The organism is Hominimerdicola alba (assembly GCF_900112155.1).
Lineage (GTDB): Bacteria > Bacillota > Clostridia > Oscillospirales > Ruminococcaceae > Hominimerdicola > Hominimerdicola alba_D.
In genome coordinates this window covers 103,967-126,350 of sequence record NZ_FOKQ01000008.1, presented here as the reverse complement: position 1 = coordinate 126,350, position 22,384 = coordinate 103,967, and the positions used below count along the sequence as shown (strand labels likewise).

At 46.4% G+C, this 22,384-nt stretch carries 21 protein-coding genes and 1 pseudogene; all 22 read right to left on the bottom strand.

Annotated features, from left to right (window positions below; translation table 11 throughout):
• A pseudogene (locus BM265_RS06580) lies at nucleotides 1-236 on the bottom strand (IS110 family transposase); the annotation flags it as partial.
• A gap of 128 nt (nucleotides 237-364) precedes the next feature.
• Nucleotides 365-847 carry a hypothetical protein gene (locus tag BM265_RS06575; RefSeq protein WP_074960755.1) on the bottom strand — a complete coding sequence of 161 codons (483 nt, stop codon included), beginning with the start codon at nucleotides 845-847 and terminating at the stop codon, nucleotides 365-367.
• 19 nt (nucleotides 848-866) lie between these two features.
• A complete protein-coding gene (locus tag BM265_RS06570) occupies nucleotides 867-1,658 on the bottom strand; it encodes a class I SAM-dependent methyltransferase (RefSeq protein ID WP_074960754.1) in 792 nt (263 codons plus the stop codon).
• Between the two features lie 287 nt (nucleotides 1,659-1,945).
• The gene (hisH, locus tag BM265_RS06565) at nucleotides 1,946-2,551 is read right to left on the bottom strand and encodes an imidazole glycerol phosphate synthase subunit HisH (protein WP_074960753.1); all 606 of its coding nucleotides are present in this window, start codon (nucleotides 2,549-2,551) and stop codon (nucleotides 1,946-1,948) included.
• The gene (gene hisB, locus BM265_RS06560; protein ID WP_074833605.1) at nucleotides 2,551-3,129 is read right to left on the bottom strand and encodes an imidazoleglycerol-phosphate dehydratase HisB; all 579 of its coding nucleotides are present in this window, start codon (nucleotides 3,127-3,129) and stop codon (nucleotides 2,551-2,553) included. Before hisB ends, hisH begins: the two co-directional genes overlap by 1 nt.
• Before the next feature lie 14 nt (nucleotides 3,130-3,143).
• Nucleotides 3,144-4,316 (bottom strand): DUF6348 family protein, encoded by a 1,173-nt coding sequence (locus BM265_RS06555; protein WP_074960752.1) that lies wholly within the window; start codon nucleotides 4,314-4,316, stop codon nucleotides 3,144-3,146.
• Between the two features lie 36 nt (nucleotides 4,317-4,352).
• Nucleotides 4,353-5,054, bottom strand: a complete 702-nt coding sequence (locus BM265_RS06550; RefSeq protein WP_074960751.1) for a polysaccharide deacetylase family protein — start codon at nucleotides 5,052-5,054, stop codon at nucleotides 4,353-4,355.
• The gene (gene hisD, locus BM265_RS06545) at nucleotides 5,054-6,346 is read right to left on the bottom strand and encodes a histidinol dehydrogenase (protein WP_074960750.1); all 1,293 of its coding nucleotides are present in this window, start codon (nucleotides 6,344-6,346) and stop codon (nucleotides 5,054-5,056) included. The genes BM265_RS06550 and hisD overlap by 1 nt, the downstream gene beginning before the upstream one ends.
• Nucleotides 6,347-6,372: 26 nt before the next feature.
• Nucleotides 6,373-7,005, bottom strand: coding sequence for an ATP phosphoribosyltransferase (hisG, locus tag BM265_RS06540; protein ID WP_037290249.1), 633 nt, complete (start codon nucleotides 7,003-7,005; stop codon nucleotides 6,373-6,375).
• Between the two features lie 24 nt (nucleotides 7,006-7,029).
• Complete coding sequence (gene hisZ / locus BM265_RS06535; RefSeq protein WP_074833337.1) at nucleotides 7,030-8,229, bottom strand: ATP phosphoribosyltransferase regulatory subunit; 1,200 nt, start codon at nucleotides 8,227-8,229, stop codon at nucleotides 7,030-7,032.
• Nucleotides 8,226-8,840, bottom strand: a complete 615-nt coding sequence (locus BM265_RS06530; protein ID WP_074960749.1) for an alpha/beta hydrolase — start codon at nucleotides 8,838-8,840, stop codon at nucleotides 8,226-8,228. Before BM265_RS06530 ends, hisZ begins: the two co-directional genes overlap by 4 nt.
• Nucleotides 8,841-9,073: 233 nt before the next feature.
• Nucleotides 9,074-13,573 carry a PolC-type DNA polymerase III gene (locus tag BM265_RS06525; RefSeq protein WP_074960748.1) on the bottom strand — a complete coding sequence of 1,500 codons (4,500 nt, stop codon included), beginning with the start codon at nucleotides 13,571-13,573 and terminating at the stop codon, nucleotides 9,074-9,076.
• Nucleotides 13,574-13,590: 17 nt separating this feature from the next.
• Nucleotides 13,591-14,628, bottom strand: a complete 1,038-nt coding sequence (gene ispG / locus BM265_RS06520) for a flavodoxin-dependent (E)-4-hydroxy-3-methylbut-2-enyl-diphosphate synthase (RefSeq protein ID WP_074960747.1) — start codon at nucleotides 14,626-14,628, stop codon at nucleotides 13,591-13,593.
• Nucleotides 14,629-14,644: 16 nt separating this feature from the next.
• Entirely contained in the window at nucleotides 14,645-15,580 is a 936-nt protein-coding gene (locus BM265_RS06515; protein WP_074960746.1) for an ADP-ribosylglycohydrolase family protein, read from the bottom strand.
• A 1-nt stretch (nucleotide 15,581) separates the two neighbouring features.
• Complete coding sequence (locus BM265_RS06510) at nucleotides 15,582-16,637, bottom strand: M50 family metallopeptidase (protein ID WP_074960745.1); 1,056 nt, start codon at nucleotides 16,635-16,637, stop codon at nucleotides 15,582-15,584.
• Nucleotides 16,637-17,791, bottom strand: a complete 1,155-nt coding sequence (dxr, locus tag BM265_RS06505; RefSeq protein WP_074960744.1) for a 1-deoxy-D-xylulose-5-phosphate reductoisomerase — start codon at nucleotides 17,789-17,791, stop codon at nucleotides 16,637-16,639. The genes BM265_RS06510 and dxr overlap by 1 nt, the downstream gene beginning before the upstream one ends.
• Before the next feature lie 62 nt (nucleotides 17,792-17,853).
• A complete protein-coding gene (locus BM265_RS06500; protein ID WP_074960743.1) occupies nucleotides 17,854-18,750 on the bottom strand; it encodes a phosphatidate cytidylyltransferase in 897 nt (298 codons plus the stop codon).
• Between the two features lie 5 nt (nucleotides 18,751-18,755).
• The gene (locus BM265_RS06495; protein ID WP_074960742.1) at nucleotides 18,756-19,484 is read right to left on the bottom strand and encodes an isoprenyl transferase; all 729 of its coding nucleotides are present in this window, start codon (nucleotides 19,482-19,484) and stop codon (nucleotides 18,756-18,758) included.
• Between the two features lie 8 nt (nucleotides 19,485-19,492).
• Nucleotides 19,493-20,047 (bottom strand): ribosome recycling factor, encoded by a 555-nt coding sequence (gene frr / locus BM265_RS06490; RefSeq protein ID WP_013498773.1) that lies wholly within the window; start codon nucleotides 20,045-20,047, stop codon nucleotides 19,493-19,495.
• 22 nt (nucleotides 20,048-20,069) lie between these two features.
• Nucleotides 20,070-20,780 (bottom strand): UMP kinase, encoded by a 711-nt coding sequence (pyrH, locus tag BM265_RS06485; protein ID WP_074833361.1) that lies wholly within the window; start codon nucleotides 20,778-20,780, stop codon nucleotides 20,070-20,072.
• 175 nt (nucleotides 20,781-20,955) lie between these two features.
• Complete coding sequence (locus tag BM265_RS06480; protein WP_074960741.1) at nucleotides 20,956-21,351, bottom strand: secondary thiamine-phosphate synthase enzyme YjbQ; 396 nt, start codon at nucleotides 21,349-21,351, stop codon at nucleotides 20,956-20,958.
• Nucleotides 21,352-21,363: 12 nt separating this feature from the next.
• A complete protein-coding gene (locus BM265_RS06475; RefSeq protein WP_074960740.1) occupies nucleotides 21,364-22,368 on the bottom strand; it encodes an NAD(P)H-dependent glycerol-3-phosphate dehydrogenase in 1,005 nt (334 codons plus the stop codon).
• Nucleotides 22,369-22,384 lie beyond the last annotated feature (16 nt).

The window sequence follows — 22,384 nt, the reverse complement described above, 5'->3', positions numbered from 1 at the left end:
GGCTCCATAGCCGGCATAACGGTTTCTTTTCCGCTCTTTTCCATGATCCCGGTGATCCATTCAAAAAAGCCTGCGAATCCTTCTGCGTCATTTGTGAACACATAGGCCTTCTTTGAATACTCCATCCCTCTCCAGTCAAATGCTCTGGCATAGTGCTTTTCGCTGCCTACATCGATCCCGACAATTATTTTTTCTTCTCCTACTTGCAAAATCTTTTCATTTTGTGTATAATACATATAGAGGACACCTTTCTGTAGTTTGTATTACTAACTTTCGCATCGTCAGTATTTACATTCTACACTGAGGTGTTCTTTTTTGCAACCCCTTGATTTGTTTGGTTACAGGAAGCTCCATATCGGTAATATTATGTGTATCTCTCATATTCCTCGTCAAGGCAGTCGAACTCGTCCGCCTCTTTGGCGTACCGCCATTTCATACCCTGAGCGATAACAAAAGATGTATAGCTCTCATTAAGCGAAAACTTTTTTATCACAAATTCATACTCGGGATTAAAGTTACTGCCGTCCGTCCAGACGATAACCCTGTCATTCCTGTTCTTTCCGTACAGATCGTCACGGAATTTAAGACTGCAATCCCATATATCCGTGGGCTTCATCATCGAGGAGTAGATAACCCCTGTAAACAGCATCTCTATCCTGTCAACCCACTGGCTGTCCACCGTCAGCAGAAGCGTTGCGCCGTCATAAGGAAAATGCATAGCTTTCTTTTCATCGCAGTACACACCGCTTATGTAGTTAGCAGATACCACTGCGCAGTCATGCATACACTTTGTTTCATTCAAGAAGCTGTCAATATCTTCCTGTGAATTTATCTTATGCCAAGCCATAAAATGACCTCCCCGCAGATCACTTCTTCTTCAGCACCACATACGCCGCATAGTGCTTTATATCAAACTCCTGCGGATATCCTGCAAGCATCGCCATATGTTCTTTTTCCCATTCGGACTTCTGTTCCTCCGTAAGTGAGGACGCTCCGATGCCGCGGCAGGCTCTTATTCTGCCGTTCCAGCTTTCTCTGGTGAAGTGTACGTTCAGCAGGAATTCTCCGCTGTCTTCCACATCAAAATATTCAAGATAAGGCTCGGGAACGAACATGGGCTTCATCTTGTCACCGCCGCCTGTCCATTCGGGATTGTATTTCAGAACGAGCTCTTCTGTCTTACCTGCTATCTCGTCCTCAAAAGGCAGCCAGTTCATCATCAGGAAAGCAACTTTTCCGCCCTCGTTCAGCAGTCCGCTGAACTGAGGTGCTGTCTTTTCATGCTCAAAATACCAGTAGCACTGGCAGGCGGTGAGAACATCGAATCTGTTTTCTATATCCCCAAGCTTTTCCGCAGGGCAGGAAAAATAATCAATATCCATACCGCCGTTTTCGGATAATGCCTTAGCCTGAGCTATCTGCTCAGCTGAGATATCTGTACCTGTCCATTCAGCGCCGTAGGAATACATATTCCTTGGCAGAACACCTGTGCCTGTACCAATATCCAGAACTTTCTGCCCCTTGATGCCGATACCCAGTTCCACCAGCTTTTTATAAAATTCTTCGGGATAGATATCGCGGTATTTTGCGTAATCCTGCGATGCCTTTCCCCAGTCGAACTTATTTCCGTTATCTATATTTGTTCTGCTTATCTCCATTGTTCTCACCTCAAAAACTGTCGTCGATCTGCAACAAAACTCACCTGTAATTTCGTGCAGACATACGTTTTTATATTTAACTCAGACATATTTCTGCAAGAGTTGTACAAAAACGTACAACTTTTTCTCAAAAAAACCTGATAGTAGAAAGACCTGTGCGCACGATGGCAGGCTGACCGCGAATGACCGCAGAGGCAGTCTGAGATAAGGTGGTCCGGATCGGCAAACGTGGACGTGTCATACTGTACAGGGACTGCATCTTGAAAATCGAATACTATTTATATATATCAAACCAGTTCTGCAAAGTTCTTTAGAATTTTAAGACCTGTCTCTCCGCTCTTTTCAGGGTGGAACTGACAGCCGTAAACAAAGCCGTTGTCACCCACTACTGCGGGAACTTTTGAACCGTATTCGCTGTAGGCATAAAGATTGTCTTCACTCTCACAGAAAGCCTTGTAGCTGTGTACGAAGTAAACATACTCATCATTTCCGAGACCCTTGAAAATGGGAACCTCTTTATTATACTCAAGCTTATTCCAGCCCATGTGAGGGATGACCAGACCCGGGTCGGTTATCTTGTCAACGCGGCCCTTTATAAGTCCCAGACCGTCGCACTCTTCAAACTCAAAGCTCTTCTCGAAAAGCAGCTGCATTCCCAGACATATACCAAGAAAAGGCTTTACCTTAGCCTGCTCCTTTATAGTATCAACAAGACCGCTGTTTTTCAGCATATTCATAGCCCAGGGAAAAGCACCCACACCCGGCAGTATTATCTCATCTGCCGCAATAAGGTCTTCCTTTTTATCAGTCAGCTTGCTTTCCACCCCCAGATGGTCAAGCGCATTTTTAACGGAGAATATGTTTCCTGCTCCGTAATCGATTATAGCGATCATCACAACACCCCTTTTGTAGAAAGAACACCCTTGCCTGTTTCTACCATGGCATCTTTTAATGCGTGTGCCACAGCCTTGAACATGGCTTCGATAATATGGTGGTCGTTATTGCCGTATTCTTCTTTTACGTGGAGAGTTATCCCCGCATTGAAAGCAAAAGCACGGAAAAACTCTTCGGTAAGACAGTTATCATACTGACCGCAGCGGTCATCGTGGAATTCTGCCTTGAAAACTAGGAAAGGTCTGCCGCTGATATCAAGTGAACAGAAGCTGAGTGCTTCGTCCATAGGCACATAAGCTGTACCGTATCTCGCGATACCGCCCTTATCACCCAGCGCTTCGGCAAAAGCCTTGCCTATGCATATACCCGTATCTTCCACCGAGTGATGTGCGTCCACATAAAGGTCGCCCTTGCACTTTACTTTAAGGTCAATACCGCTGTGTACGCCAAACGCAGTTAACATATGGTCAAAAAAACCTATGCCCGTATCTATCTCAACTTTGCCGCTGCCGTCAAGGTCAACAAATACCTCGATGTCGGTCTCGCGGGTCTTTCTTTTTATCTCAGCTTTTCTCATTTTTTTCACCTCAATCAATAGATCTTATCCTTATATTCCAGCGGAAACGGGCAGGTCAAACTGCGAAAGCAAATATTTCCGCCTTTTATCTGATCCACTGTGTATTTGCTGAAAAGATCGCACATCAGATTATAATAGGAGGAACAGTAATCCATGACCGCCCCGAGAAACTTATCATCAACTTTCCCGCTTGAAAGCATCTCTTCAACAGCTACCTCACAGGAACACCATGCCGTCAGCTGATGCTTTTTCAGATCGATCGTTTCCTTATCGTCAATGTTCAGCGTGATGTCGGAGGTATGCTTTATATACGAAAAACAACTCAGTGCCACTATCTCAGGAATAAAATTTATCAGCTCCTGAGTCAGCAGATAGTCATGCGTAAAAGAGTTTATCTTTTTAAAGCCCTCATCCCAACTTTTGTCATCATGTATATTCGCTATCACCGGAATAGCCCGCAAAGCATATTCTTTGACCTTTTCAGGCTTATATCTAAGCTTTCTGAAGGTCTTATCATCCTGAACGAACAGTATACACTGCTTTTCCATAAGAATAACGGTCTTGTCTTCGTCCTGCTCCGCATATTCTTTCAGCTTATCTGAAAGCTCGGGGACGATCAGCCCGTTTACTCTTGCCTCACAGCTAACTTCACTGCCTGTACGACCCACAAAGAGCTTCACCCATGTATACTTTCTGGCGCCCAGATAAATCTGAAGTTCATCCTTAACTATATCTAATGGAGCTTTACTGCGCGACTTGCCGTTTCCCTGACAGGTAACAGGAAGTGAGCATGGGTATTTGTAGATATGTTCTCTGCCGTCGAATCTGTTTTTCATGGTGCTCATATCATCGCACTGAAATGACAGTACAACAGACAGCATCACGGAAACAAACTGATCCACAGCCCTGTCAAGGGCTTCTTCTTTCGAGGTACCCAGAGCGACAGAGGGTTCATAGATCGGCTCTTCAAGATCCTCATTATCTATCCTGAAAAACAATGTCGCCGAATACCTGTCGCCAATGTTTTCTGTGCCGCAATGCGAAAGGAATATTTTCAGCTTGTATTCTTCAAAATAAATGCTGTTATCTTTATAATTGATTATACCTTTTTTATTTTTGCCCGCAAGCCTTTCAAGCACTCTCATTTCGTCAGACTGCGTTGGCTTGAATCTGTTAAAAAGACCCATTATCTCACTTCCGTTCTTTGTCAGCGATATGCTGTTTTATTTTGCTATAAATCCGGGTTCGGTAAACTTAACGCCATTTTCTAAAAGACAGCCCAGATATGTCTTGTAATACTGCGGTACAAGTTCTTCGGTCTCGTCATGGGCATGAAGCAGTATTATATGGCTTCCACCGTCAGCCAGTAAAGGCGCACCTGTAGCAGGAGCTGTATCCTTTATCCTTTTCATAACGTCTTCCGAGGTAAAATCGCTTCCCTTGCGGATATTGTACTCGGCAAAATCAAAGGTCCAGAAAGTATCGATATCCTTATCGAGACACTGTCCTTTCCACCAAGGATAAGTTATACTGCGGTCATCGAGCTTGTCGAAGTTCTTCTCTGCAAGATATTTTTGCAGAGCTTCTTTGTTTGCACCGCCCTTATCACCGTATGGAAAACGGAAAGGTCTGTACCTGCGCTCTACGCCTGCGTCTTTGTACAGCTTGTCCAGTATCTGCTCGCACTTTTCTATCTCAGCGATACACTCTTCAAGAGACAGCTGAGAAAATGAAGGGTGAGAATAGCTGTGATTTCCGACTATCATACCCTTTTTCAGCGCATAGACAGCGTTATCGTAATTACTTTCTACCATTTCGCCCCACGCGAACATAACCGCCTTTATCCCGTTATCGCAGAGATAATCTACGATAGCGGGAGTATTCTTTGAAGCGATATCATCAATAGTAAGAATTGCGGTTATCATTATTCAAACCTTACCTTGATAGCATTTGCATGTGCGGTCAGACCCTCTTTTTCTGCCACAAGAACGATATCGTCCTTAGCCTGGCGAAGTGCTTCCTCGGTGTAATAGATGAAGCTTGAACGCTTCTCAAAGCTGTTTACACCCAGAGGCGAGAAGAATCTTGCTGTACCGCTGGTAGGAAGAACGTGGTTTGGACCTGCATAGTAATCACCGAGAGGCTCGGAAGCATACTGACCCAGGAAAATAGAACCTGCGTTATCAAGTCTGCCAACGTATTCCAGAGGATTCTCAAACAGAACTTCAAGGTGCTCGGGAGCACATCTGTTAGCCATGTCAACTGCTTCGTCCTTGGTGTTGCAGATGATTATAGCACCGTAGTTCTCCAGAGAATACTTTATGATATCTTTTCTTTCAAGATAAGCCATCTGGCGCTCAACCTCAGCGATGGTTTCATCAGCAAGCTTTTCGCTGGTAGTAACAAGTATGGAAGAAGCAAGCTTGTCGTGCTCAGCCTGTGACATAAGGTCTGCGGCTACGAACTTGGGATCGGCTGTTTCATCAGCCATAACAAGTATCTCGCTGGGGCCTGCTACCATGTCGATATCAACTACACCGTAAAGCAGCTTCTTTGCTGTTGCAACGTAGATGTTTCCGGGGCCTACTATCTTATCCACCTTGGGTATCTCCTCGGTGCCGTAAGCCAGTGCCGCGATAGCCTGTGCGCCGCCTGACATGAATACTCTGTCAACGCCGCAGAGACCTGCTGCAACAAGTATATCCTTGTTTGGTGTGCCGTCCTTAAGGGGAGGTGTCACCATGATTATCTCCTTGACACCAGCTATCTTAGCGGGGATAGCGTTCATCAGTACAGATGAAGGATATGCAGCCGTGCCGCCGGGTACATAAAGACCAACTTTATCAAGACCTCTTACCTTCTGACCGAGGATACAGCCGTCAGCCTTGGTGTTTACAAAGCTGCGGGACTTCTGTCTGTTGTGGAAGTCGGTGATATTCTCGATGGAATTCAGCAGAGCGTTTACAAAATCAGGGTCTGCCTCTGTCAGAGCATCGTTTATAACATCACGGGGAACCTCGTAATACTGAGGGAGCTTGCCGTCAAACTTCTCGGTATAAGCCTTGACAGCTGCGTCACCGCCCTTTCTTACTGTATCTATTATCTCATTGACAACGGCAGATACTTTCTTATCGGTCTCGCCGCTTCTCTCTTCAAGCTGCTTGAAAAACTCGACTTCGTCCTTGCCGTTTACATATATCTTCTTTATAAGTGACATTTGTATATCCTCCTTAAAATCTGCTATCACAGATTTTTCTCAACCAGAGAAACAAAGTTCTCTATCTCGCTCTGGCGCATCTTCATGCTAACTGTATTAACGATAAGTCTTGCGGATATGGGGCAGATGTTGTCCTCGATTATCTCAAGACCGTTCTCTTTCAGTGTAGTGCCTGTCTCAACGATATCAACGATGCCGTCAGCCAGTTCAAGCAGGGGTGCCAGTTCTACCGAACCCTCTATCTTGATTATATCAACGTCCATGCCCTTGCTTTCAAAATGCTTGCGGGTGATGTTGGGGTACTTGGTTGCCAGAGTCTTTACATTGTATCCGCCGTAGAAGCTCTGTCCCTTTTTGGTGGCAAGTGCGAAACGGCATCTGCCGAAACCAAGGTCTACAAGCTCATAGAACTTGCCTTCCATTTCCTGTATGGTATCCTTGCCCACAACGCCCATATCGCAGACGCCGTGTTCAACATATGTAATAACGTCATTAGCTTTTGCAAGCACAACTTCAAGGTTGCCGTCAGGCACGGGAAGTATCAGCTTTCTGCCCTTTTCTCTGATGGAAGTACAATCATAGCCTATCTTCTCCAGTAGTCCAACAGTATCCTTTTCAAGTCTGCCCTTGGTAAGAGCTATCCTCAAAGGTTTATTCATTTTTCTAACTCCTCTCAAATGCTCTTATATATTGTTTTCGGTGATCTCTTCACCTACGGTGATAACTTTCTTGATGCCCTTGCTCTTTGCATACTCAACTGTCTCCTCATAGGAATTGAACAGCGAATGTTCAAGCTTACAGCCCTCGCGGACAAGCTTCTGGGCATGAGCCATAGCTTCAACTACATAGCCCTTTTCGCCGAATATAACAGCGTCAACAGGCTTGCTTGCGGGATTTGCTCCAATGCGCTCCAAATGCAGTGCTACGGAATCAACATTCACACCAAAGCCAACAGCAGGAAGCTCCTTGCCGAAAGAACCGATAAGGTTGTCGTATCTTCCGCCTTTGAGTACGGACTGTCCAACCTCGGAAAGATAACCCTTGAACACGATGCCTGTGTAGTAATCGGTATGGCTTACGATACCGAGGTCAACGGATATCTTGCCCTCGTAACCAAGGCTTGAAAGGCGGTTGAACACCTTTCTCAGATTATAGAGTATACCTGTTATCTTGTCATTTGCGTAGATATCGCTTGCCTTGTCAAGAACTTCGATACCGCCGAAAAGGCTGGGGAGCTGTTTCAGTGCGCGGGTTATCTCATTATCGCCTATCTCGTCCAGCAGATCATTAAGGGCGGGGAAATTCTTGGAGGATATAAGCATCCTTATCTCCTCGATAACATCGTCATCAACGTTCAGCTGAGTTACCAGCTCTTTAAAATAGCCGATATGACCTATCTCAAGGCGGAAATTATCCTTATCGAAGCTTGCAAGTGCTTCAACAGCGGTGCAGAGAACTTCCAGGTCGGCACGCTTTACGTTGTCGCCGCCGATAAGCTCGATACCCGCCTGAACAACTTCATCGGAACGCCCTTTAAGCAGAGCATTGTTGGAGAATACGCTCTGGTTGTAGTACAGTCTCAGGGGTGAATCGGAATCTTTAAGCCTTGTAGCCGCAAGTCTTGCTATCGGTATAGTGGAATCGGGGCGCATAACTATAAGTCTGCCCTTGGAATCTGTGAGCTTGTAAAGGCTCTCCTGTCTGAAATTTCTGGTGCTTCCGCTGAAAGCATCATAGAATTCGATGCCGGGAGTAACAACTTCACTGTAGCCGAAGCCCTCAAAGAGAGCAGCAAGGGTCTTCTCGACTTTGCGCCTTGCAAGGCAGTCTTCAAACAAAAGGTCTCTGGTACCCTCGGGGGTTATAAGATCATATCTTTTCATACTATCTTTCCTTTATAATGATTTTTAATAGTTTCGTCTATAAATGCCATCTGTTCATCGGTATGGAACCAATGCTCGCCGTCTTTCATAACGCTGAGCTCTGCGGATATCCTTTCCGCAAAAGCTTTTACAGTATCGTATGAAGTCAGGCTGTCTTTATCGCCGTATATGATATGTGTCGGGATATGCCATTTTATCGTGTGTTCGCGTACATAGCAGAGGTATTCCCACGAAAGGGTCTCACCGAATTTTGTGGGTATCTCTTTCCTGTCATAAAGCTCCTGCTCGGTGACATTCTCCCAAGCCATCATATCGGTTATCAGCTTTTCCATATCAACTATGGGAGATATGAAAAATGCCTGTGATATCTTTTTGTCATGAAGCGAAGCCATCGATAGATAAGCGCCAATGCTGTTGGCTATCAGGATAACTTCACCGCAGTCTTTGGTCTGCTTGTCAAAATATTCAGAAAACTCTTTTTCAGCTTCCCACGGTGTCTGTGACTTATAATCGAAGCCCACAACATCATCGCCCGTAAAAAGCGGTACATAATGCAAAGCTTCATCGGCGGTGCCGCCTTTGCCGTGTATGTAGATTATTTGTCGTTTCATTTTGTTCACTCTTTAATTTGATTTATTATAGTAAAGTGCTAACATAGTATCATATTATCAACATGATATATTTTAGCATACTGACAAAGATTTGTCAACCGATTTGTGCAAATATGCAAGAAATTAATTTGTAAATTATGTATGAACGCAAATTCCGACTTTTTTGCGGGGCGATGCGTCCTTAATATATGGCAAGTCTGCCCTATGCATAGCAGAGAGCAGATCCGTAACCTTTAGAAATTGAAAAGCGATATCTGGCTGGACTTGGGAAGATCGCCAAATGCGCCGATGTTTTCAAGAGCTTCGATGACAGTCTTGGAAATACCGCTGTTCATCTGGAATTCCTCTATTGAAATAAAGTCATTTTTCTTAGCCTTTTCGTAGATAGCCAGTGCCGCGTTGAGACCTACGCCGTTTATTGCAACGAATGGAAGTCTTATCTTGCCGTCCTCTATCTGGTAGATGTAGGCATGGGATTTATTGATGTCTATGGGCAAGAATTCGTATCCGCGGGACATCATCTCATTGGTCAGCATAAGCATATCCAGCACGCCGCTGTCCTTGCCCGAGCGTTCATCCTTTGACATATTGCTGAGCCTGTCGATCTTGTCGCGCACCATATATATGCCTTTGAGTGTGGTCTCCGCATCAAAGTCCTCACCGCGGACGGTGAAGTATGTTGCATAGAATGCCAGAGGTTCATGCACCTTGAACCAGCAAAGTCTGATAGCAGCAGTAACGTATGCCGCAGCGTGAGCCTTCGGGAACATATACTTGATCTTCAGACAGCTGTCGATGTACCACTCGGGTACGTCATGGGCTCTCATGTCCTGCTTCATCTCTTCTGTCAGAAGCTTTGGTGCTTTACCCTTACGGGTGATCTCCATAATTTTGAAGGCAAGCTTCGGTTCAAGGTGATGTTCCAGCAGATAAACCATGATACTATCTCTCGTTCCGATAACGTTGGATATATCGCAGGTGCCGTTTTTGATGAGCTCCTGCGCGTTGCCAAGCCAAACGTCCGTACCGTGGGAAAGTCCCGATATCTGCAAAAGATCGGAGAAGTTTTTAGGTTTGGATTCAAGTAGCATTCCTCGAACGAAAGGCGTACCCATCTCAGGTATGCCCAGAGTGCCTGTTTCGCACTTGATATCCTCAGCGGTAACACCCAGAGAATCAGGTGATGTGAAAAGTGAATATACAGCGGGGTCCGACATGGGACAGTCGTTGATATCCATATGGGTGAAATCTTCAAGATACTTATACATGGTAGGCACATCGTGTCCGAGTTCGTCAAGCTTCAGTATGGTATCGTGAAGCGAATGGAAATCGAAGTGGGTGGTGACCATGTCAGAATCCACCTTATCAGCGGGGTGCTGAACAGGGGTGAAGTCATATACCTCGTAATCTCCGGGGATAACCACCATTCCTCCGGGGTGCTGTGATGTGGTTCGTTTTACATCGACACAGCCGTTTACAAGACGCTGTATCTCGGCATTATTGGCGGTCTTTCCGCGTTCGTCCAGATACTTTTTCACGTAGCCATAGGCAGTCTTGTCCGCTACCGTACCGATAGTACCCGCCTTGAACACATGATCCTGACCGAAGAGTTCTTCGGTATACTTATGTACCTTGCCCTGACAGTCGCCCGAGAAGTTAAGGTCGATATCAGGGGCTTTATCGCCGTCGAAACCAAGGAATGTTTCAAATGGTATCTTATGACCGTCACGGTGCATAGGTATGCCGCAGTTCGGGCAATCCTTTGGTGGCAGGTCGAAACCTGAGCCGTATTCACCGTTTTCAAAAAATTCGGAATAATGGCACTTGCGGCAGATGTAGTGGGGTTCAAGAGGATTAACCTCGGAGATTCCCGACATTGAAGCAACGAAGGAGGAACCAACGGAACCACGGGAACCAACCTGATATCCGCAGTCGTTGGAATAAGCAACCAGCTTCTGGGATATCATGTACAGCACTGAGAATCCGTGCTTTATGATGGAGTCAAGCTCACGTTTAAGGCGCTTGAAGACCAACGGGTGAACGTGTTCCTCAAAATAAGCGGAAACATCAACATCCTCGCCCTCGGGGACTTCTATGGACATAGGGTCGCAGTCGCCGTAAAGCTCGCAGGCTTTTCGCCAGCAGATAATCTGGAGTTCATACACAGCGCCCTCGATGAAAGGTGTGTATGTGCCGTTGGGGAAAGCTTTCAGGTCGGGGTCGATCATGTCAGCCACGTTGTTTGTGTTTGTGACAACCACTTCATAAGCCTTATCTTCGCCGAGATATGAAAGTTCGTCAAGCATCTGTGTCGTAGATTTCAGATACAGGGGTGCCTGATTGTCGCAGTCGGAAAAGCCCATGGAAGCCTGTATAATGGCTCTGAACTTAGCATCCTCTTTATTTAGGAAATGAACGTCGCCGGTAGCGCACACGGGTATTCCAAGGTCTTCACCCAGTCGGACGATGAAACGGTTTATATCCTTAACGTCCTCGACCGTCCTAATCCTGTCGTAAGGGGGCTTTTCAGCCGTCAGCATGAACATATTGTTTCCGTCGGGCTGTATTTCAAGATAGTCGTAAAAGCTTGCTATCTGCTTTATGTATTCATAAGGCTTGTTTTCAAGGTAAGCCTGAATGACCTCTCCCCTCTCGCAGGCACTTCCGACTATAAGTCCCTCGCGGAGTTTTGTAAGCTCGCTTTTGGGTATACGGGGGCGGCGCTTGAAGTATTTGAGGTTGGAATCGGATATCAGCTTATAAAGGTTTTTCAGACCGATATTGTTCCTTACAAGTATTATCTGGTGGAAAACGTCCTTAGTTTCTGTGACGCTGTCAAGTTCACCCAAAAGGCCGTTGAGCATATCAACGGTTATAAGAACCAGTGGATACTGAGCTATCAGCATCTTGCTGAGCTCGATGAATATATGACCAAGCACCTCGGCATCGTCACAGCCGCGGTGATGCTGAAAATCGCCGAAGCCAAAATGTTCAGCCACGTAGTTGAGCTTGTGTCTTTCAAGCTGAGGGAGCATCAGCTGTGACATGGGCACGGTATCGATGCTTGAAAACTTGAAATCTATGCCTAGCTTTTCGCAGTTGCTCCTGATAAAGCCTGTATCGAATGGCGCATTGTGTGCCACAAGGCAGGGTGAATCTCCGCAGAAAGCAATGAATGCTTCAATTGCTGTTCTTATATCAGCCTGACCTTTCAGCATATCATCGGTGATATTCGTCAGGTTTGAAATGAACTCGGTAAGGGGCATTTCGGGGTCAACAAGCATATCGAACTTGTCAACTATTTCCAGACCGCGCACCTTTACCGCACCTATCTCGATTATCTTGTCATCCTTGGGGTTAGTGCCTGTAGTTTCAAGGTCGAAACAGATTATCTCTTCGGTGAGCTCACGTCTGTCAACACCTGCAAATACCTTAGCATCGTTGTTGACTTCATAAGCCTCAACGCCATAGATTATCTTGAATTCCTGTCCGCCCTTGCGGATATCAAGGCATTTTGTTCCCGCCGCGGGGAATCCCTGAACAACACCATGGTCAGTTATAGCCAGAGCCCTGTGACCCCAGCCTGCCGCCTTAGCGACAAGCTTTTCGGGCGCTGCAAGAGCGTCCATCATGGACATATTGGTATGGCAGTGGAGCTCGACACGCTTCTGCTCGGCGGTGTCCTTTTCCTTTTCTCTGCCCACCAGCATAATATCATCAGCCATGAAATAGATGTTATGGTCGAAGTCGTCTTCTTCTATCCTGCCGCGGGCGATGATGGTAGAAGCCTTTTTCATCTTGCCCAGCATAGCTTCAAGGGTATCTTTCGTAAGCTTTATGAACTTGCCCCTTTTGGACGAGCCTATCATCTTCATCATGCAGGACGAGGAATAATCGGTAAAATATACCATAGCGATAAGGCTGCCGTTTTTGGTCTCTTTAGTCTCAATCTGGAAAATATCGCCCCATACTGTGACAACATCGTTGAAATGCTCCAGTGAAGCCGCATCATTTGGCAGACTTGCCATGCTGTGAACACGGCTCTCAGACTGTATAGGTCCGCCTTTGAGGACGGTAGCACCTTCGCCAAGGAGATGGAGGCTTGTAAAGTCAACATCGATAGTTCTGAACTCAGGGACAGCATCACCTGAACCGCCGTTGTTGTTCTTTGCGGCAACCGCTTTTTCTTCATATGCCTTGATATCGGGCATGGGCATGGACTCAAAGAACTCCCTCTGCGCCTGCTCGTACTGCTCCATATCATTAGTCAGAACGCCTTCGAATGATATATCGGCTGAGGTGGAGAATAGCTCGGTAACAAGCCTTGAAAAAACAGTGTAGATACCTGCTTTTTTCATCAGCTCAAATCCGCCGTGCTTTAAGGTAACGGTGAAGACCTTACCGTCAAAAGTAGACTCCGCATCGTCAAGAAAGCCGTTCACAAAAGGGAAACGGCTCTTCATGAACTTGCAAAGTTCACCGAAATATTCAGCGCTCAGCTTATCGGGAGTAAAGCGGGGGCGCAGAGAAAAACCACAGTTCAGTGCATTTCTCATGCGCTGTTCAAACTGGATCGTGGAATCAAAGGTTACAGTATTTTCAAATGATGCCACGCATTCCAGATCATTCATATCCTCGGAAAACACCAGCCTGAGTATCTTGCCCTCGGCTATGTCCTGGGATATGGAATCTGTATATTCATCAAAATATTCACCGATCGTATGTGTAGCCATTTGAAAACCGTCCTATCTTATAACTTCTCTATCTCATCCATCAACGCCTGCAAAGCCTTGTCCTCGGAAACTGTATACAGCTTTTCTCCGTGGGCAAAGATGACAGCCTTGCCATCACCGCCCGCGATGCCTATATCAGCTTCGCCAGCTTCGCCTATACCGTTGACCACGCAGCCCATAACTGCGACTTTAATATCCTTTTCCACATTTCGTGTAAGCTCTTCCACCTGTTTGGCAAGACCTATCAGGTCTATCCTTGTTCTTCCACAGGTGGGACATGAAACTATCTGAACTCCGCTTCCTCTGCCGATGGCTTTGAGGATATCCTTAGCGGCATATATCTCCTTTTCGGGGGAATCCGTCAGGGATACCCTGATAGTTTCGCCTATGCCGTCCACAAGGAGAGAGCCAATGCCTATGGAAGATTTGATTATGCCCATGCGTTCAGTGCCTGCCTCGGTAACTCCGAGATGCAGAGGATAACAGCAAAGTGCGGCAAGCTTTCTGTAAGCTTCCACCATTATATTTACGTTTGAGGATTTCAGCGAGATAACGATATCTCCGAAATCACACTGTTCAAGTATCTTAACATGACCCATAGCGCTTTCGACCAAAGCATCAGCGCAGGGAGAGCCGTATTTCGCAAGAATGTCTTTTTCAAGCGAGCCGCCGTTAACACCTATCCTTATTGGGATATGCTTTTCGGTGCATTTCTTCACGACCGCCCTGACTTTTTCCATATCGCCGATATTGCCTGGATTTATGCGTATCTTGTCGATACCCGCATCAGCCGCCGCAAGGGCAAGCTTGTAATCGAAATGTATATCAGCTACCAGAGGTATGCTTATTTTCTCCTTTATCGCGGGGATAAGGGCAACAGCATCCATGTTTGGTATTGCCGCACGGACTATCTCACAGCCCGCTTTTTCAAGGCTTACCGCCTGTGCCACAGAACCTTCGATATCGGTGGAAGGCACATTCAGCATGGATTGTATATAAATATGCTTGCCGTCAAGCGTAAGTCCGCCGACCTTGACGGGAGTAACGTTTCTCATATCATGATCCCCTTTTTCACTTTATCCATTTTGCAAGCAGTTCATCGACCTGCTCTCTGCTTCGGAGTTCTTCGCGCCATTTTGCGGGTATACCATCATATCCGAAAACTATCCCCGCAAGACCGCCTGTGATACAGGCTGTTGTATCGGTATCATCACCGAGAGCTATCGCCTGTTTGACAGCGTCCTCATAGCTTGATGCTCTTTTCATTATCATAACGGCACTTCTCAGCGAATCCACAACGTATCCGCCGCCGTTGCCACGCCATATATCGGGTTCATCGGGACAAAGCCTGAATTCAAATTCTTCGAGAAAATCAGGCTTATCCGAATAAATGCGGCGAAGTTCAGCCACCGCAGAAGAAAGAGCGTCATCGAAGCTCAGACCATCAAGAAGACATCGCGCTGTAAGCACATACAGCCCGCAGCACACAAGGTTCGTGATATTGCCGTGAGTTATAAGGCACTGGGCATGGGCATCCTCAACAAGTTCTTCGTTGGTGCCCTCGTGCCACAGCGCAAGGGGGAGAACTCTCATAAGAGCGCCGTTGCCCTTGCCATCAGGTCGGATAAGACCGCATTTATCGGGAGCCATGCCGCTTCTGTACGCATCGAGTGCCATACTCGTCTGTATTCCTACATCAAACACATAGTTATCAACAGCCCACAGACCATTATCATACCATGCGAGAACTTTATCCGAGAAATAATTCAGGTCGAAACAACCTACCTCAACAAGGCTGTCAAGCAGACACAAAGCCTGCGCACCGTCATCAGACCATGTGGCAGGCGGTACACCCATATGAGCTCTTGCAAATCCAGCAGGGGGCTGCATATCGATCATATCAGTAGGCGGGATATCTGCCGCGGGATGAAATTCATAAGGCACACCCAGAGCGTCGCCCACAAGAAGTCCGTAGATACCGCCTTTTAGTTTGTTGATATCTTTCATATCACACCAGCTTTGTAATATCACTCACAGTTATAACTACCATCAAAAGAAGCAGAGCCGCAAGACCAACGGTATGCACCAGACCCTCTTTTTCGGGGGGAACAGGCTTTCTGCGGATAGCTTCAACTATCAGGAAGATGAATCTTCCACCGTCAAGTGCGGGCAGAGGTAGAATATTGAACACGCCCACATTTATCGTTATGAAAGAGGAAAGATAGAGAATAGTATCTGTCAGGCTCTTCCAGTCGATCTTGCCTGTTTCCTCATCACGCTCGCTCTCGATCACATCGCCGATGGAATCAACGATACCAACAGGACCGCTCATATCTTTCAGGGAAAACTTACCTCTGACAAGATCGGCGATAGAGCTATATATCAGCCTTGCATCGGTGGCTGTCTGCTTGAAAGCCTGAGTTACCACTGAACCTGCGGTGACTTTCTGGGGCTTTACCCAGAAATCGTAGTGGATACTCATATTCCCTTCCTCATCCACAGAGGTGGTAAGCTGAACATCTTTCAGGCTGACACGTTCGCCGTTTCTTTCGACCACCATATCGTATATGCCGTCATCATCTGTGCTGAATTTGTAGGACATATCGGTGGAGGTGAAGATCCTCATGCCGTTTATAGCGATTATCTTGTCGTCCTCTTTAAGTCCTGTCTTCTGGCTGACAGCGCCTTTTTCAAACTTTGAAACGGTGGTGGTTACAATAGCGTCGCTCATTCCCGTCTGAACCATCAGCAGTATCAGACCAAGGATCATATTCATGAAAACGCCTGCAACAACTATTATCATACGTCTCCATACCGCTTTCTGGCAGAAAGCTCTGCCATCAGCACTGTCGGTGTTTTCGCCCTCCATGGCGCAGTATCCGCCTATTGGGAATATCCTCAGGGCATAAAGTGTCTCGCCTTTCTTCTTTTTGAAAATGGCGGGTCCCATGCCGATGGCGAATTCGTTCACCTTTACGCCATTTGCTTTAGCAGCGATGAAGTGTCCAAATTCATGGATAGTTATAATAATACTGAAAATTATTACTGCTATGACTATACTCATTAAAATCGCCTTTCTACTATTCTTTTTGCCACGTACTCCCTTGCAGCTCTGTCAGCTTCAAGGATATCATCCACATTGTTTATCTCTTTATTTTTTGTATTAATAAGCACTTCTTCGACCAGCTCGCCTATGCCGAGGAAGCTTATCTTGCCCGACAGAAAAGCTGCAACAGCTTGTTCATTAGCACCGTTGACTGCCGCAGGAAGTATCCCGCCGGCCGTTACAGCCTTTATGCAGGCGGTAAGGCATTTGAAAGTTTCGTAATCCGGTTTTGAGAATGTAAGCTTGCCGTAATCAGTCAAGGAGAGATGCTTTACATCACAGTGTACTCTGTTGGGATAAAGCAGGGCGTACTGTATCGGTATTTTCATATCGGGAACACCCAGCTGTGCTATAACGGAATTATCCTCAAACTCCACTGCGGAATGTATAACGCTCTCGCGGTGAACTACTATCTCGATCTGTTCGGGGCTGAGGTCGAAAAGCCACATAGCCTCGATGAATTCAAGACCCTTGTTCATAAGGGTAGCGGAGTCTATGGTTATTTTGCTGCCCATTGACCAGTTTGGATGATTGAGTGCCTGTTCAACTGAAACTTCACGAAGATCATCAATGGTTTTGCCGAAAAAAGGTCCGCCCGAGGCTGTAAGTATTATCCCCTTGACACGGTTCATGCTGTTTCCCTGAGTTGCTTGGAATATAGCCGAATGTTCGCTGTCCACGGGATAGATATTCACGCCTTTCTCCTTGGCGGCGTTTATGACAAGCTTACCGCCTGCAACGAGAGTTTCCTTGTTGGCAAGAGCAATATCTGTTCCATGCTCAATAGCCGTGAGAGTAGGTACAAGTCCAACCATGCCCACAACCGAATTCAGCATGATATCCACACCGTCAAGTGAAGCGATGGTCTTCAGACCTTCCATACCTGTCAGCAGAGTTACTTTCCTGCCTGCCAGACAGCTTTTCAGCTCATCAAGCTTGTTCTCATCAAAAATGCAGGCATACTCAGCACCGAATTTGATGACCTGTTCAGCCAGAAGTTTTGCATTTGAATGCGCTGCCAGGGCTTTTACCTTTATGTTATGCTCTTCACAAACTTCTAATGCCTGTGTGCCTATGGAGCCTGTCGAACCTAAAATACTGATAGTTTTCATAAAAAAGACCTCTGTAAAAAACGTTCAAAAGGGGTAAGCCTTTCAGACCTGCCCCTTGAGCGTTATATATTTGTACCTACGATAAGCAGTCCCTGTGATGCGAGGTAGCATATGAACGGCACCACCAGCAAAGCGCTGTCGAACCTGTCCATAACACCGCCGTGACCGGGCATTATCTTTCCGTAGTCCTTTATTCCTGTCTGACGCTTTATCATCGAAGCTGTAAGGTCGCCCACCAGACCGATAAGAGCAGCAGCCATTCCTGCAAGGAATACCATGATATAGCGTACCTTGAAAGCAGGATTAGCAAGATCGAAGATCAGGCTTGTGATAACGAGTATCAGTCCGTTGGTAACAACACCGCCAACAAGACCTTCAAGTGTCTTGTTGGGGCTGATCTCAGGCCACGGGTGATGTACTTCTCTGCCGGTCTTGTTGAAGAAAGTTCCGACGAAATACGCGCCGCTGTCAGCCAGCCATGCCGCCGCAAGAGATATTACTATCAGGTAGACCTGTGCCTTTCCTCTTGCATCTGCTGCAACCTGGGAAACCAGACTGTTATCCTGTGACAGCTTTATCAGCGTGCCGAAGGAATAGCTCAGCAGTACCGTTATGCCTGTCATTCCGAAGAAATCTGTATACTTGAGGGTCTTATGATCCCTAAGATACAGTATGCACATCAGCAGAACAAAAATACCAAGATAGAGCCTGTAACTGAAAAAATAAAGGGTATTCAGCCTGTACATGAAAAACGGAACCAAAGCGTCGATACCTGCAAAAGCCATGCAGGCGATATTCTGAATCTTGTATTTATCATAGCCTACCGCCTTGAATACTTCGTACACAGCCATTACAGACAGCGCACCGACCGCAAGGTTTATCAAAATCGTTGAATGCAGAGCTACGAGGACGATGGCTGCAACCAGCGCCACCGCAGCAGAGATTATTCGTGTGGACATATTAGTTAAATTCCTCCGAATCTTCTGTTTCTTTCGCAAAAATCAAGGATAGCCTTGTCAAAATCATTTACGCGAAAATCAGGCCAGAGAATATTTGTATAGTAAAATTCGGCATAGGCTGCCTGCCATATCATAAAATTGGACAGCCTCTGCTCACCGCTGGGTCTTATTACAAGGTCAAGCGGGGGGATCTCCTCGGTATAAAGGTTCCTTTCGATCATATCCTCAGTGATATCCTGAGGTTCCAGTTCGCCGCGCTTTACCTGCTCAGCAAGGATCTTTACGCTGTGACAGATCTCGTCTCTGCCGCCGTAATTTATGGCGAGCACGAGAGTCATGGCATCGAAATCCTTGGATGTTTCCTCAGTGTGGCGCATTTTAGCCTGAAGCGATGGCTTCAGCTGCGACCTGTCACCTATGAACCTTATACGGATATTCTCCTCGATGAAGTCTTCGACCTCATCAAGGTATTTTTCAAAAAGATCCATTATCGCGTCCACTTCATCCTTGGGACGCTTCCAGTTCTCCGTAGAGAACGCATAGAATGTGATATAATCAATACCTACCGCTTTTGCGTGCTTGGTTATGGAACGGAAATTCTTCGCACCTTCGCGGTGTCCGAATTTTCTTGGCAGACCTCGCTTTTTCGCCCATCTGCCGTTACCGTCCATGATAACGCCAACGTGTGCGGGAGGTATGATATTATCACCAAGACAGCTTATTTTCCTAGCCATTCGTCACCTTAAATAGAGAGGATCTCTTTTTCCTTCTCAGCAACGTGGCCGTCGATCTCCTTAATGAACTTGTCGGTGATCTTCTGGATAGCTTCCTCGCCGTCCTTCTGCTCATCCTCGGTGATCTCGTTATTCTTCTTCTTAGCCTTGATCTTTTCGATAGCGTCACGTCTGATAGAACGAACAGCTACCTTGGTATCCTCTCCGCCCTTCTTGACATCCTTAACGATCTCCTTACGTCTGTCCTCAGTCAGCTGAGGGAATATAAGTCTGATAGTCTGACCGTCATTCTGGGGATTGATACCGATATCGGAAGCCTGAATAGCCTTCTCGATGGATTTGAGAGTGCTCTTATCCCAGGGAGTGATGACCAGTATTCTTGCCTCAGCAACAGATACAGCAGCCATCTGGTTTACAGGTGTGGGAGAACCATAGTAGTCAACCTTAACCTTATCGAGAACTGCGGGATTAGCTCTGCCCGCTCTTATTGCAGCAAAATCGGAAAGCATAACGTTTACCGACTTCTCCATTTTTTCCTTAGCTTTATTTTTTATTTCCTGCATAACATATCTTCCTTTCTTTATATTATTCAGCTGATACCAGTGTGCCTACATTTTCGCCCATAACGGCATCAAAGATATTATCGGGTCTTGCAAGATCGAAGACCAGTACGGGAATGTTATTATCCTTGCAAAGTGCAGCGGCTGTGGAATCCATTACCTGAAGACCCTTTTCCAGCACTTCGCTGAATGTCAGTGAATCATACTTGACAGCATCGCTGTACTTATGGGGATCCTTATCATAAACGCCGTCTACCATAGTAGCCTTTAAGAAAATATCAGCCTCGATCTCGGCAGCTCTCAGTGCAGCGGCTGTATCGGTAGAGAAGAAGGGGTTACCTGTTCCGCAGCCGAAGATACAAACTCTGCCCTTTTCAAAGTGACGCATTGCTTTGTTCCTGATATAGGGTTCAGCTACCTGAGGCATAGAAATAGCGGTCTGAACTCTGACTTCCATGCCACAGTTCTCAAGACCGTCCGCAACTGCGAGAGCATTCATAGCAGTGGCAAGCATACCGATATGGTCTGCTCTGGTTCTGTCCATAGCACCGCTGGAACGTCCTCTCCAGAAATTACCTCCGCCGACAACTATGCCGACCTCAACGCCTGCATCAACGACTTTCTTTATGCTCTTGCCAAAGGAATTGATTATATCGTAATCAAGACCTATCTTCTTATCTCCCGCAAGAGCCTCGCCGCTCAGCTTGAGGAGGATACGCTTATATTTAGCACCCATAAATAACACTCCTTAAAAAACATTTACGCTAAGTGCGTAATTACTCACAATAAAATTATACTATATTTTTCGTCTCTTGTAAAGGGTTTTCACAAATTTCTTAGAAAAAACTGCGGAGAAATTTCGCGTTTCTCCGCAGTTAAGTATCATCAATTTATCAAATAGATATCAAGTTTTATCCCTTGACGATCTTAACATAAAAGCTTCTTGTCCTGGGACCGTCAAATTCAGCGAAATATATTCCCTGCCATGTACCCAGCAGAAGTGTGCCGTCTTCAATTATAACAGTCTCAGAAGCGCCAACACAGCTGGATTTGAGGTGTGCCGCAGAATTGCCTTCCATGTGCCTGAACTGTGGTCTGTCGGGATAGGTCTTATCCAGTGCGAACAGCAGATCTGTCTGCACATCGGGGTCGGCATTCTCGTTTATTGTGATAGCCGCAGTGGTATGGGGACAGAAGATCACCGCGATACCGCTTTCAACACCCGATTCGTTCAGCGTCTGTCTGACGTAGCTTGTTATATTGTAAAGCCCCTCTTTATCGGTTTTAATACTATACTTTTTAAGCATGATGCACCTCCGTCAGTTAAGGAACTGGCTCTCGGTCTCGTTTTTGGAAGGTCTGCCCATGAGCTTCTTAATGCTGTCTCCAACGGGCGAGCCTTCAAAGAGCACCTTTGCAAGTTCTTCGGTGATGGGCATCTCGATACCCATTTTCTTGGCAAGAGCATAAGCGTTCTTGGTGCAGGTGTAGCCTTCCACCGTGCCTACCTGTCTTACTGCTTCGGCAGGATCAACGCCCTGACCGATGAGTATGCCTGCACGTCTGTTACGGCTGTGCATTGAACAGCAGGTAACGATAAGATCACCTATACCGCTGAGACCTGCAAAAGTTTCAGTCTTAGCACCAAGTGCTAAACCAAGCCTTGCTATCTCGCGGATACCTCTGGTCATGAGGGCAGCCTTGGTGTTGTCGCCCATGCCGAGACCATCGCAGACACCCGCAGCCAGCGCGATGACGTTTTTCAGCGAACCGCCTATCTCACAACCCATAACATCGTCATTAACATAAACGCGGAAGGTATTGTTTGAAAGGGTCTGCTGAATGAAGTATGCCGCTTCGGTATTCTCGCAGGCGGTGCAGACTGTTGTGGGTATGCCCCGTGCAACTTCCTCAGCATGAGAAGGACCTGTAAGCACAGCTATGGTATTCTCGGGGAAACATTCCTTCTCAACCTGTGTCATGGTTTTAAGGCTTCCGGCTTCAAGACCCTTCGCAGTGTTCACGATGATGGTTTCCTTATCGATATAAGGCGCAGCCTCCTCGCAGACGCTTCTTACAAAGTTAGAAGGTATGCCGATAATGACCATATCCTTCCCCTTTGCCGCAGAAATATCCGTGGTAAGCTTGATGGACTTGTTTACAAGCACTCCGGGAAGCTTGCTTTTAAGCTCGCCTGTCCTGTTTATAGTGTCTATCTCGTCCTGAAATTTGCTCCATACAGTTACGTCATGTCCCGCATTATCGCACATTATTGCAAGAGAAAGACCAAATCCGCCTGAACCGAGTATTGTGATATTTGCCATTATTCATACCTCCCGT